Source organism: Phenylobacterium kunshanense (assembly GCF_003254525.1).
Classification (GTDB): domain Bacteria; phylum Pseudomonadota; class Alphaproteobacteria; order Caulobacterales; family Caulobacteraceae; genus Phenylobacterium; species Phenylobacterium kunshanense.
Genome location: NZ_QFYS01000001.1, coordinates 339,110 through 352,171 on the forward strand (window position 1 = coordinate 339,110; position 13,062 = coordinate 352,171).

Annotated in this window: 10 protein-coding genes; 5 read left to right on the forward strand and 5 right to left on the reverse strand. The window is 69.4% G+C overall.

What is annotated here, in order from left to right; translation table 11 throughout:
- Nucleotides 1-15 precede the first annotated feature (15 nt).
- The 5 genes from DJ019_RS01615 to DJ019_RS01635 form a co-directional block, all read right to left on the reverse strand.
- Nucleotides 16-1,191 carry an acetate/propionate family kinase gene (locus DJ019_RS01615; RefSeq protein WP_111274230.1) on the reverse strand — a complete coding sequence of 392 codons (1,176 nt, stop codon included), beginning with the start codon at nucleotides 1,189-1,191 and terminating at the stop codon, nucleotides 16-18.
- Nucleotides 1,188-1,361, reverse strand: a complete 174-nt coding sequence (locus DJ019_RS01620) for a hypothetical protein (protein WP_205854064.1) — start codon at nucleotides 1,359-1,361, stop codon at nucleotides 1,188-1,190. The genes DJ019_RS01615 and DJ019_RS01620 overlap by 4 nt, the downstream gene beginning before the upstream one ends.
- A gap of 32 nt (nucleotides 1,362-1,393) precedes the next feature.
- Nucleotides 1,394-2,236 carry a universal stress protein gene (locus DJ019_RS01625; RefSeq protein ID WP_165843851.1) on the reverse strand — a complete coding sequence of 281 codons (843 nt, stop codon included), beginning with the start codon at nucleotides 2,234-2,236 and terminating at the stop codon, nucleotides 1,394-1,396.
- 95 nt (nucleotides 2,237-2,331) lie between these two features.
- Nucleotides 2,332-5,091, reverse strand: coding sequence for a cation-transporting P-type ATPase (locus DJ019_RS01630; RefSeq protein ID WP_111274232.1), 2,760 nt, complete (start codon nucleotides 5,089-5,091; stop codon nucleotides 2,332-2,334).
- Between the two features lie 40 nt (nucleotides 5,092-5,131).
- Nucleotides 5,132-6,118: a universal stress protein gene (locus DJ019_RS01635; protein ID WP_133255217.1), complete on the reverse strand. Its 987-nt coding sequence runs from the start codon at nucleotides 6,116-6,118 to the stop codon at nucleotides 5,132-5,134.
- Between the two features lie 208 nt (nucleotides 6,119-6,326).
- Here DJ019_RS01635 and DJ019_RS01640 point away from each other — a divergent pair, with 208 nt between their 5' ends.
- From DJ019_RS01640 to DJ019_RS01660, 5 genes are all read left to right on the forward strand, one after another.
- On the forward strand, nucleotides 6,327-8,681 hold the full coding sequence (locus DJ019_RS01640; RefSeq protein WP_111274234.1) for a phosphoketolase family protein: 2,355 nt from the start codon (nucleotides 6,327-6,329) through the stop codon (nucleotides 8,679-8,681).
- A gap of 114 nt (nucleotides 8,682-8,795) precedes the next feature.
- On the forward strand, nucleotides 8,796-9,182 hold the full coding sequence (locus DJ019_RS01645) for a hypothetical protein (protein ID WP_133255218.1): 387 nt from the start codon (nucleotides 8,796-8,798) through the stop codon (nucleotides 9,180-9,182).
- A 53-nt stretch (nucleotides 9,183-9,235) separates the two neighbouring features.
- A complete protein-coding gene (locus tag DJ019_RS01650; RefSeq protein WP_111274236.1) occupies nucleotides 9,236-10,603 on the forward strand; it encodes an MBL fold metallo-hydrolase RNA specificity domain-containing protein in 1,368 nt (455 codons plus the stop codon).
- Entirely contained in the window at nucleotides 10,600-12,111 is a 1,512-nt protein-coding gene (locus DJ019_RS01655) for a thymidine phosphorylase family protein (protein ID WP_111274237.1), read from the forward strand. Before DJ019_RS01650 ends, DJ019_RS01655 begins: the two co-directional genes overlap by 4 nt.
- Nucleotides 12,111-12,989 (forward strand): ribose-phosphate diphosphokinase, encoded by an 879-nt coding sequence (locus tag DJ019_RS01660; RefSeq protein ID WP_111274238.1) that lies wholly within the window; start codon nucleotides 12,111-12,113, stop codon nucleotides 12,987-12,989. The genes DJ019_RS01655 and DJ019_RS01660 overlap by 1 nt, the downstream gene beginning before the upstream one ends.
- Nucleotides 12,990-13,062 lie beyond the last annotated feature (73 nt).

The following is a 13,062-nucleotide window of genomic DNA, read 5'->3' on the forward strand; positions in this document are numbered from 1 at the left end:
GCTGCTACTCGCACACTAGCGAGGCTGGAGACGCTCAAGCACGCCGCGGGCGATCACCACTTCCTCGTTCGTGGGGATCACGGAGACCTTGACCCGGCTGTCCGGGGCGCTGATGACGGCGGCGCTCCCGGCATTCGCGTTCGGGTCGAGCTTCGCGCCCAGCCAGGCCAGGCGGTCGACGACGCGCTCGCGGATCGCCGGCGCGTTCTCGCCGACGCCGGCGGTGAACACGACGGTGTCGAGGCCGCCCAGAGCGGCGGCGAGGCTGCCGACCTCCCGCGCCACGCGGTAGACATACACATCGAGCGCCTCCGCCGCGCGGGGGTCGGCGCTGGCGAGCAGCGTGACCATGTCGCCGCTGATGCCGGAGAGGCCTAGCAGGCCGGAGCGGTGGTAGAGCAGGTCCTCGATGGCCTCCGGGTCCATGCCCTTGGCTCGCATCAGGTGCAACATGACGCCGGGGTCCAGCGAGCCGCTGCGCGTGCTCATGGGCGGCCCCTGCAGCGCCGAGAAGCCCATCGTGGTGGCCACGCTGCGCCCCCGATCCAGGGCACAGAGCGAGACGCCGCTTCCGAGGTGCAGCACGATGGCGCGCCCGCCGGCGTCCCGTCCCTCCTGGTCCCGGAGCACCCCGGCGATGTACGCGTATGAGAGCCCGTGGAAACCGTAGGCGATGACCCCTTCGTCGATCAGCTCGCGCGGCAACCCGTAGAGCCGCGCGGTCCGGGGCTGGGTTGCGTGGAAGGCCGTGTCGAAGACTCCGACCTGCAGCGCCGACCGAAACCGCTCGGTCGCTGCGGCGACGGCGCTCAGGTTGAACGGCTGGTGCAGCGGCGCCAGCGCGGAGAGCCCCTCCAACTGCTCGACCACCCTCGAGCTTAGCACGGTCGGGGCGTCGAATTTAAGCCCGCCGTGGACGATGCGGTGCCCGACCGCCTCGATCCCGGCGCCCCAGCCGCTCGACTCCAGCCAATCGAAGACGCGGTCCAGCACCCGCTCCAAGCCCGAGGGCTGCGGCCAAGCCTCGTCCGCGAGAACCTCGCCGTGCGCGCGGGCCCTGAACCTCGGGGCGGTGTTCAGGTAGGACACCTGACCGGACATCAGCAGCGGCAGGTCGGGCTTCACGCCATAGACCGCGAATTTCAGACTCGATGAGCCGGCGTTCAGCGTGAGGAGGCGGCGCCCGGTCACCGGACGTACTTGCTCGGCGTGTGTTGGCTGACCAAGATGGCGAGGGTGCAGGACGCCAGCCTCGAGGCTTCGGGATCCGAGCGGCTGGTGAGCATGATCGGCACGCGGGCGCCCATGACGATCCCCGCCGACTGGGCGGGCGATAGATAGGACAACTGCTTGGCGAGCATGTTCCCGGATTCGATGTCGGAGGCCGCGCCGCTCACGGTGAACCGTTCCGCGCCGGCGGGGCTATGAATATGTCCCGATCTGCGGAGGCCAAGAGCGCCGTGGCCACGCTGCCGAGGAGAAGCGTTTCCAATGTGCTTCGACCGCGCGCGCCAATCACGACGAGGTCGGCCCGAAGACGGCGAGCGACAGCCTGGACAGTCTGTGCGGCATCGATGTCGATGGGTTCGGCCAGCCGCTCGTCCGCAGAGATTTCGGATTGATCGAGAAAGCCCTGAAGCTCTCGGACTGAGTGGTCGGCTTCTTCGGCCATGTACGCCTTCAGGTCCGCGCGGGGCGTAGGCGTTCTGAACATCAGGCCCTCGGCGGGCGCCGCGAACGCGTACAGCGCAGCAAGCCAGCCGTTCTCCAGAAGGCCCAAGCGGCGGACCGCTGCGGCGGCCGCCGCCGAATTCTGCGACAGGTCGGTCGCGAACAAGGCGCGGCGGTAGGGATGAGCAGGGACGCCGGCGGCGACGATAACCGGAGCCTGGGCGTGCTTCACCGATCGCCCGGCTGTCGTGCCGACGAACAGGTTTCGCACGCCCTCCGGTCGAGGTGGTCCTGTGACGATGAGGTCGGCGCCCGAGCTCAAACTCAGTGCGGCGATCGTCTCTGGCGCCCTGCCTTTCCTGATGCGAGCTTCGCAGGCCACGCCATCGAGCGAGCGGACGGTTTCCGCCAGGCCCGACAGAAGCGCTTCTGCTTCTCCAGGGAGCTCGTCGGCCGCCGTATCGCTGGCGGCGTGCGCGAGCACCATGGCGGCATGGCTCGCCTTCGCGAGCAGGGTAGCTCGACGGAGCGCGCGGTCCGCGCCGGGCGAGAAGTCGTAGGCCACGACGATGCGCTCAAGCTTGGGTTCTGGTCGTCGCCTCGCCACGGGCTCATTCCTTCTTGTCTTCGCCCCGGCACGAGGCCGGACATGCGGCCGCGCTATCTTGGCGTGCTCCGTTCCCCTGTCCCGGCAAACGCTGCGTGAGGCGGCTGCGGGGTGGGCGCGCCGCCCCGAAACGCAAGGCGCATCTGCTTTTCGGCTTCGATCACGGCAAAGAAGGTGGCGCCGACGGCGACGATAATGAGGCCATCCAGCAGCGGCACCGCGCGTGTGCCGAACACCTGCTGAAGCGGCGGCAGGTAGGTGAAGAGGAACTGCGCCGCCGTCACAGCTAAAACGCACGCCCATACGACCGGAGTCCCCTTGGCCGCCTTCCAGGTCAGCGACGCGCCGTAGATGTTGCGGATGAAGAAGAGGTGGAAGATCTCCAGCACCACGAGCGTGTTGACGGCCATGGTGCGGGCAAGCTCGGGGACGTAGCCCTTGTCCACCGCGTAGGCATAGACGCCGAACACCGCGGCCAGGAACAGGCCCGAGACTAGGACGACGTGCCAGATCAGTTCACCGGTCAGCAGCGGCTCCTCGCGCCGCCGGGGCGGGCGCCGCATCGTGTTCTCTTCGGTGGGCTCGAAGGCCAGCGCGATGCCCAGGGTCACTGCGGTGACCAGATTGACCCACAGGATCTGCACCGCCGTGACGGGCAGGGCCATGCCGGCGAGCAACGCGACGATGATGGTCATCGCCTCGCCGGCGTTGGTGGGCAGCGTCCAGCTGATGACCTTCTTGATGTTGTCATAGACCGTCCGACCCTCCCGGACGGCTGCGGCGATGGACGCGAAGTTGTCGTCGGCGAGGACGATCTCGGCGGCCTCCTTCGCGGCCTCGCTCCCCTTCTGTCCCATGGCGATGCCCGCGTCCGCGCGCTTCAGGGCCGGCGCGTCGTTCACGCCGTCGCCCGTCATCGCGACGACCAGCCCGTGCGACTGCAGAGCCGTGACCAGCCTCAACTTGTGCTCGGGACTGGTCCTGGCGAAGACGTCGGCTTCGACGATGGCCGCGGCGAGCTCAGCGTCGTCCAGACGGTCGAGATCCGTTCCGGTCAGCACCTCGTTCGGGTTCCGCAATCCGATATGGCGCGCGATGGCCGCCGCCGTGCCGGCGTGATCGCCGGTGATCATCTTCACGCGGATTCCTGCGCCATGACATTCCGCCACCGCCGCGACCGCCTCCGGACGCGGCGGGTCGATGAGGCCGACCAGGCCGATGAAGGTCATCTGACCCTCGAGATCGCTGGGATCGAGCTTGGCATGGCCGTCGGGAGCGGCTTTGACGGCGAAGCCGATCACCCGCTGGCCCTCGGCGGCGATCTCCTCCACCCGTTGGATCCAGTAGTCAGTGTCCAGCGGCTCGACCCCGGCTCCGGGCCGCCGCTCCGTGGAGCACATGGCCAGGATTCGTTCGGGCGCGCCCTTGACGTGGATCCAGGTGCGGCCGCCCGGATCGCGGTCGAGCGAGGCCATGTACCGGTGAGCGGCGTCGAACGGGATGGTGTCGACCCGGGTCCACTCGGCGAAGGCGTTCGGCCCGTGGCCGGTGATCTTGCCCGCAAGCGCCTTCAGGGCGCCCTCCATGGGGTCGCCCTCGACGGTCCATCCGCGTTCGTCGTTCCGCAGGGCGGCGTCATTGCAGAGGGCGGCCGCGCGCGCGAAGGCGTCCAGCAGGTCGTGCTCGGCGGGGTCTACCTCCGCATCGGCCAAGCGGATGCTCCCCTCGGGCGCATAGCCGTTGCCGGCGACAGAATAGGTGTGGCTGGCGCTGGCGAGCGTCGCCGCCATCATCTCGTTGCGGGTGAGGGTGCCGGTCTTGTCGGTGCAGATGACCGACACCGAACCCAGGGTCTCGATGGCCGGCAACCGCCGGACGATCGCGTTGCGGCGAGCCATCGCCTGGACCCCGACGGCCAGGGTGATGGTCAGAACGGCGGGCAGGCCCTCCGGGATGGCCGCGACCGACAGGCCGACGACGATCATGAACAGTCCGGCGAAATCCTCGTGGCCGACGAAGTAGCCGTAGACGAGCAGGCTGGCGGCGATCAGCAGGATGAAGACGGTAAGCCATCGCGCGAAGCGGTCCATCTGCCGGACCAGCGGCGTGGTGAGGGTCTGGACCTGCGCGAGCATGCCGCTGATGCGGCCGATCTCGGTGGCCGCTCCGGTCGCGACCACGAGTCCACGGCCGGCGCCGGCGGCCACCAGGGTGCCGCTGAAGGCCATGCTCGACCGGTCGCCAATGGACGCTTCGGCTGCCACAGGTCGAGTTCCCTTGTCGACCGGGACGGACTCTCCGGTGAGGATCGCTTCCTCAAGGCGCAGTCCGTTCGCCGTGACGAGGCGCAGGTCCGCCGGGACCTTCTCGCCGGCCTCCAGGAGGACGATGTCGCCCGGGACGACGAGTGCGCTATCTATGCTCACGCGTTCGCCGCCGCGAAGCACCGTACACTTCGGCGCCAGCATCTGCCGAATGGCGTCCATGGCCTGTTCGGCCCGTCCCTCCTGGATGAACCCGATGATCGCATTGGCGAGGACGACGGCCAGGATGACGCCCGTGTCGATCAGGTGACCCAGCGCAGCTGTGATCACGGCGGCGCCCAGCAGCACGTAGATGAGAAGGTGGTGGAACTGGGCCAACAAACGTCGGATCGCCGATCGGCCTGGAGCCGTTGGCAGTTCGTTGCGTCCATGGGCGGTCAACCGGCGGGCCGCTTCGTCGGGCGCAAGTCCTCGCGCGGTGCTGTCAAAGCGCTCCAGGGCGACCGCTTCGCTCACTGAATGCCAAGGCTCGGAGCCTGACGGGGCCATCCACGTCCTCCTTCCAGATGTGGCGCCGGCGGCGCCCGGCTCAGGCCGACTGTGCGCTGCGGGCAGCCCGGGGCTCGCGGATGAGGAGGACGTCGCCGGGCGCCCACTCGAGCAGCCGCTTGGCCGTCCCGCCGAGCCGCTTGTCGAACATCCCGCCCTGCCCGTGGGTGCCGACGACGACGAGGTCGACGTCCCTGTCCAGCATGTAGTCGCGCACCAGAACCTCAGGCGCACCGTGCTCGACCAGAACGCTCACGCGGGCTCGAGCTTCCCAGGTCAACTGGGAACGCTCCATGAAATCCTCGCAGGCCTTCCGTTCGTGCTCGCGCCACTGATCCCGGAAGTCGCCCTTGTCGAGGAACCCCGGGAAGGGGACCTCCCACGCGTGCAGGACTGTGATCGGCGCGCTGGGGAAGAACCTGTCCGCGGCCGTCAACGCGTATTGGGAGGACTCCGAGAAGTCCGTGGCGACGAGAATCTCGCCGTAATATTCGACGCGGCCCTTGACGATCAGCAACGGGACAGGCGTCTGGCGTGCGAGCTTGTCGACGGTAGAGCCCAGGAAATAGCGTCCGAAGGTCTGGTCTCTCGCGACACCCGTGACGATCAGCTCCGCGCCCACGTCGCGCGCCACCGCGTCGATGGTCGTGGAGGGATCCCCTTCCACCACGTGCAGGTCGGCGTCCTTGAAGACATCGCCGAAGTCCCGACGGATGCGCGCTGCGGCGAGCGCTTCCGGACCCGGCGGGCGCCGCCAGCTGTGCGGCTCGAAGGGCTCGTCTCGGATGGCCTCCTCAGGCTTGGGTTCGATGACCGTCAAGACAACCAGCTTGGCATGCCAGAGCTTCGCCAGCTGGATCGCCCGATCCGTCGCCCGGTCGCAGCGGCTGCTCAGATCCGTCGCCAATAGGATGGTTCCTGGAGGGCCTTTGGTCCACGTGGGGTCGGTCATGTGATCGCCTCGCTGTTGAGCCTGTGTCTCGTCTTCTTGTGGTTGATCGGCCCAGCGTGCCTTGACCTGGCGCAAGCGGCGGGAGGCCTTGCGACGTTTCAGACCAATGGTCCTGGGCGCCCGCTTCCGCGCCAAACCTCAGCCGAGATCCCGATGGTCGGATTGACCAGGCTCAAGGCGTCCCGCCGCGTGACCGGTCAGGCTGCCGACGATCACGCGCCAGCCGCGCCGGTCGAAGGGAGACGCCCTTGACGCGCAACGACTATGTCCGGAGGAAACCGTCATGACCTTCGAGGACTGGGCCAACGGATACGGCGTCATCCGACATACACCGGAGACGCGGGCCCGCGTGCGCGGCCTCGCGACCAGGCTGGTGTCGGACGGGCGCGCCCGAAGCGAAGCAGATGTCTTCGCCGTGCTCGCGGCGGCCGACCGGTTGACGAGCGCCGTCATGTGGACGGTCGTGCACATGACCTACGCTGATCGCGTGGACCTCTCCGGCGCGCCGCTGCCCGCGGAAGCCTTCAAGGTCGCGCCGGAGGGCCACACCGGCGGCGCGCTGAACGTAGCGCCGGCCTATGTGGGCTACCTGGCAGCAAACGTCCTCTCCGCAACGACCCGCGCCTGGATTCTCGGCCAGGGACATTGCGTCGCCGCGGTCGAGGCCGCCAACGCGCTGGTCGACAATCTCTCCGCGGCCCAGCAGGGGCGGTACGGTGCGCACGAGGAGGGTCTCAGCCGGCTGTGCGCCGACTTCTACAGCTATGCCATCGGGTCCGACGGTCGACCCAGCGCGCCGCTTGGAAGTCATGTGAATCCTCACACGGCGGGCGGCATATCCGAGGGCGGCTACCTCGGGTTCGCGGAAATCCAGTACGCCCATATGCCGCTGCCCGGCGAGCGGCTCGTCGCCATCCTGAGCGACGGCGCGTTCGAGGAGCAGCGGGGCAGCGACTGGTCGGAGCGCTGGTGGCGCGGCGAAGACTGCGGCCTGGTCGCGCCGATGATGGTGCTGAACGGCCGCCGCATCGAGCAGCGCACGGAAGTGGCCCAGGACGGCGGCGCCGCCTGGCTCGGCCGGCACCTGGACGTCAACGGCTTCGACCCGATCACGATCGACGGCCGCGATCCGGCCGCCTACGCCTGGGCCGTTCTGGAGTCGGAGGCACGGCTCAGCCTCGCCGGTGCGGAACGGATCGCGGGTCGCGCCGACTATCCCGTGCGTCTGCCCTTCATCATCGCATCGACGGTAAAGGGCTTTGGCTTCCCCGGCGCGGGCACGAACGCCGCCCACAACCTTCCGCTTGGTGCGGTCCCCCGCACCGACGCATCCGGCCGGGCGGCTTTCCATGCCGCGGCCGCCGCGTTGCATGTGTCCCCTGGAATGCTGAGCGCGGCGCGCGAGGCGTTTCTCGGGCACGCGGCGCAAGGTCGCCCGAAGGAGCGCGACCACGCGCTGGCGCATCGGAACCCGGCCGCGCCTGTCGTGCCCGCCTCACAGGCGCCCTCACAGGGCGCGGCCTCGGCGATGGCCGCGATGGACGCCTGGTTCGTGGACTTCGTCCAGGCCAACCCGGGCCACCGGTTCCGGGTGGGCAACCCGGACGAGCTGAGCAGCAACCAGATGGGGCGGACGCTCGAGCGCCTTAAGCACCGCGTCAACAGCCCAGAGGCCGGCGCGCCGGAGTCGGTCACCGGCGCGGTCATCACGGCCCTTAACGAGGAGGCGGTGATCGGCGCCGCGCTGGGCAACAAGGGCGGCCTGAACCTCGCGGTCTCCTACGAGGCGTTCGCCGTGAAGATGCTGGGTGCGCTTCGCCAGGACATCATCTTCGCGCGCCAGCAGGTCGAGGCAGGCCGGCCGCCGCAATGGATCGGCATGCCGCTCGTGGTCACCTCCCACACCTGGGAGAATGGCAAGAACCAGCAATCCCACCAGGACCCCACGATCGGCGAGGCGCTACTCGGCGAGATGTCGGACGTTTCGCGCGTCCTCTTCCCCGTGGACGCCGCGACCGCTGTGGAGGCGCTCCGGACGATCTACGCGGACAGGGGGGTCGTCGCCTGCATCGTGGCGTCAAAGCGGCCCACGGCTTGCGTGTTTCAGCCGAAGGCGGCCCACGCGGCCATGGGCTGCGGGGCGGCCGAGGTGGAGGCAGATCCCGACGCTGAGCTGCAGCTCGTGGCGGTGGGCGCGTATCAATTGGCGGAGGCCCGGCGGGCCGCCGAGCGGCTGCGGGCGAGGGGCCGCCGGACAAGCGTCGCCTGTATTCTCGAACCCGGCCGGTTGCGCGCGCCGCGGGACGAGTACGAGGCCCGCTTCGTCATGGGAGACACGGAGCTGAAGGCGCTCTTCCCGGAAGGTCTCCCGAGGGTCCTCATCAGCCACACCCGCCCTGAGCCCCTGCTGGGTGTGCTCCGCCGTATCGACGGCGGCCCGGCGCGCCTGCGGGCGCATGGCTACGTCAGCCGGGGCGGGACCTTGGACATTGCCGGGATGCAATTCGCGAACCGCTGCACCTGGGCGCACCTGGTGGCCTCGGCGGCTGAGGTGTTGGGGCTTAGGCTCGAAGAGCTGCTCGACGCCCCGGAACAGGATGCCGTGCTGGGCCGCGGGAGTCCGGCGGTTCTGCGGTGACTGCGCCCGGTTCTGGCTTCGTTGGCTCCGGATCAGTACCTAGGGGTGGGCCCCAGCTGTCGCGGGATGCAGGCGCCCGGTACCCCTACCGGCATGGTTGCAGGCGCGAAAATCTTGCCGGCTCTGGTGGGCGCCGCCGCGATTCTGAGCGCCTCGGCTGCGGCTGAGGCCTCCGTCTGCACCGGCAGCCCGCCTGCGAAGGGCGCGGAGGTGCACGGCCCTGTCCTGCACGTGACCGATGCGCGGCGGGTTTGCGTCGCGACCGGGGCCAATCCCGCGGATTGGATCGAGCTGCGCCTGGCGGACGTCCCCGGGCGAGGGGCCTGGACCCACGAGGGTCGCGGGGCGCTAATGGCGGCCGCCTTCTCCGAGAACGTCACCTGTACGGTGCTGCGTCGGAGGCGCGGCGAGGCGCTGGCGATCTGTCATCTAGACGGCGTGTCGATCGGGCGGCGCGCACAGCAATCGGACATCGTGGCCGCGGGCCGGGCCTGGCGCTAGGCCGCGACTGCACCCGCCAAGCCCTGCCGTCGCCGCCAATCTCGGAGCCTTGGATGTCATCACCCCACCTCAGATTTCTCGGTGGCGCAGGCACCGTCACGGGGTCGCGCCATCTCCTGTCGCTGGGCGGCCGCAAGCTCCTCGTCGATTGTGGTCTCTTCCAAGGCCTGAAGGCGCTGCGGCTGAAGAACTGGGCGCGCTTTCCCGTGGAGCCGGCGGAGATCGACGGCGTCGTGATCACCCACGCTCACCTCGACCATTCCGGCTACCTGCCCAAGCTGTCGCATGAGGGCTTCGACGGGCCAGCTTACTGCACGCCAGCCACCGCCGACCTCTGTGAACTCCTGCTCCTGGACAGCGCCAAGATCCAGGAGAGTGACGCCGAGTTCGCCAACCGCCACGGCTTCTCGAAGCACCACCCCGCGCTGCCTCTCTACGGCAAGCGGGCTGCGCTGAAGGCGCTCCGCCTGCTGGAGCCGCGAGCATTCGATCGGGCGCACGACCTCGGCCATGGCGCGACGCTGCGCCTTCGACGAGCGGGGCACATCCTCGGCGCGGCCACCGCCGAGGTCCGATGGGGCGGCCGGACCGTCGTATTCTCTGGCGACCTCGGGCGCTACGACGATCCGCTGATGCCGGACCCGGAGGCCGTTGGCTCGGCCGATTACCTCGTGGTCGAGTCCACCTATGGTGACCGGGAGCACCCCAAGGTCGCCCCGGCTGATGCGCTCCTGGAGGTGATCGAGCGGACCAGCCGCCGTGGCGGGACCGTGATTATCCCCGCGTTCGCGGTCGGGCGGGCGCAGGAACTGCTCTATCTCTGCTGGAAGCTGAAGCAGAGCGGGCGCCTGCCGCTGACCCCCATCTTTCTCGACAGCCCGATGGCGATCAACGCGACCGGCCTGCTGCAGCACCATCTCGATGATCACCGCCTCTCGGCCGAAGCGTGCGCGCAGGCGATGTCGGTCGCCACCTACGTCGACGACGTGGAGCAGTCGAAGGCGCTGAGCCACAACACCATGCCGAAGGTCATCATCTCGGCGAGCGGCATGGCGACCGGCGGACGCGTGCTCCACCATATGAAGGCGTTCGGTTCGAACCCGAAGAACACCTTGCTCTTCGCCGGCTACCAGGCCGCCGGCACGCGCGGTGAGGCGCTTATCAACGGCGCCCGCGAGGTGAAGATCCACGGCGCCTGGGTCCCGATCCGCGCGGAGGTCGACAATCTGCCGATGCTTTCGGCGCACGCCGACGCCGGCGAGATCCTGCGCTGGCTGGGCGGGTTCGAGCGCCCGCCCGAACGGACCTTCATCGTGCACGGGGAGGCCAACGGCTCCGAAGCGCTCAAGCTCCGGATCGAGAGCGAGCTGGGCTGGGACTGTGTTATCCCGCAGGAGGGCGAGGAGCACGTTCTGCGATGACCAATCTCACGGCGCCGCCCACGGTGCGCGCCCGCCGCCTGAAGCTCCTCACCCAACACGACGCCATCGTGCTCATGCACGAGGACTGCGCCGTATGCCGCTCCGAGGGCCACGCGCCCCGCGCGCAGGTGATGCTCAGCGCCGGCGGTCGCGAGGTGATGGCGACCCTTTACCAGATCGGCAACGGGCTTGTGGCCCCGGGCGAAGCCGGCCTGTCGGAGGCGGCCTGGCAGCGCCTGGGCCTCGACGACGGCGATGAGATCCTCATCCGCCACCCGCCGGCGCTGGAGTCGCTGTCGAATGTGCGGCGCCGCATCCACGGCCGGCGCCTGGATGCCGGCGCCATGACCGGTATCGTTCGCGATGTTGCGGCCGGACGCTACACGGATGTCCACCTCTCCGCGTTCCTGACGGCGTGCTCGGCGCTGCCTCTCGACGCCGAGGAAGTCATCCACCTGACCCGCGCCATGGTCGACGTCGGCGAGCGCCTCGAATGGGGCGCCGACGTGGTCGTCGACAAGCACTCCGTGGGAGGGCTTCCGGGGAATCGAACGACCCCTCTCGTCGTCGCGATCGTTGCTGCCCAGGGTCTGGTGATCCCGAAGACGTCCTCCCGGGCCATCACCTCGCCCGCCGGTACGGCCGACACCATGGAAACGCTCACCAATGTCGCGTTGGACCTCCCTTTGATGCGGCGGGTCGTGGAACAAGAGGGGGGCTGCCTGGCGTGGGGCGGCGCTGTCCAGCTGAGCCCTGCCGACGATGTCCTGATCCGGATCGAGCGCGTGCTCGACATCGACACCGTGGGCCAGCTGGTCGCCTCGGTGCTCTCCAAGAAGATCGCCGCCGGCTCCACGCACGTGGTGCTCGACATCCCGGTGGGACCCACGGCCAAGGTCCGCTCGGATGACGAGGCGGCGACCGTGTCCGCCTCGTTGACGGCCGTGGCGGAAGCCTGCGGCCTGAAGGTGGTTTGCCTCCAGACCGACGGCGGCCAGCCCGTGGGCCGCGGCATTGGTCCGGCCCTGGAGGCTCGCGACGTGCTCGCCGTGCTGCAGGGCGCGCCAGAGGCGCCCGCGGATCTGCGCCGGCGCGCCTGCCGCATCGCCGGCGCCGCCCTCGAGCTCGCCGGGCGGTGCGAGCCGGGGCAGGGGACCGCGGCTGCCGAGGAGACCCTTCGCGACGGCCGCGCCTGGCGCAAGTTCGTCGCCATCTGCGAAGCCCAAGGCGGCCTGAAGACGCCGCCGAGGTCCACCGTCAGCCGTCCCCTCCTTGCACGCCACGCCGGCCGGGTTTCCGGGGTGAACAATCGGACGCTCGCCAGATTGGCGAAACTCGCCGGCGCTCCGGACGACAAGGCGGCCGGCGTGGAGCTGCACGTGCGGCTGGGCGACGAGGTCGCCGCCGGCGAACCGCTGCTGACCGTGCACGCCGAGGCGCCAGGCGAGCTCGCCTATGCGCTGGACTACGCCGGCGCCAACCCCGAGATGATTTCCGTGGAGGCCTGATGTCGCGCCTGCTTCTGCCCATGCCGGGCAACGGCGACTTCGCCGCCCGGCTGGCCGCCGCCGGGGCGTTCGAACTAGGGCCCCTTGAGGTCCGCGCGTTTCCGGATGGCGAGCGCTACGTTCGTATCGACGCGGACGTCGGGGGACGCGACGTCGCTCTCGTCTGCACCCTGGCTCAGGCGGATCAGCACTTCCTTCCCCTGGCGTTTGCGGCGGACGCCTTGCGTGACCTCGGCGCCGCGTCCGTGACCCTGGTGGCGCCCTACCTCGGCTACATGCGGCAGGACGCGCGGTTTCAACCCGGTGAGGCGGTCACCTCGCGGACTTTCGCCCGCCTGCTCAGCAGCACCGTCGACGGCCTGCTTACGGTCGACCCGCACCTGCACCGGTTCACCTCGCTGGACGAACTCTACTCCGTGCCCGCCCAGGCGTTGCCGGCGGCAGCGGAGATCGGCGCCTGGGTCGCGCGCGAGGCGCCGGACGCGCTGGTCGTCGGTCCGGATTCGGAGAGCGTGCAGTGGGCTGAGGACATCGCGAACGCCGCCGGCGTCCCCTTTGTCGTGCTGCAGAAGCGCCGAACAGGGGACCGGCAGGTCAGCATCGAGGTTCCGGACCTCAACGCGTATCGCGGCCGCCGCGCGGTGCTGGTGGATGACATCGCCTCCTCTGGCCGCACCTTGGCGACCGCGGCGCACGGCATCATCGACCAGGGGTTCGGCGCGCCGGACATGGTCGTCGTCCACGCGCTCTTTGCGGACGATGCACTCGCGGCGGTCCAACGGCTTGCGCAGCGCGTGATCTCCACGGACACCGTAGCGCACTCTACCAACGCGATCAGCGTTGCGCCGCACGTCGCCGAGGCGCTCGCGCGCTTCTGAGTGGTCGACTGCAAAGCGGGGCCGTCGTCGCCTTCGGAATGACCTGCGTCAAAGCGAGCCCCCAGTCGCTGAG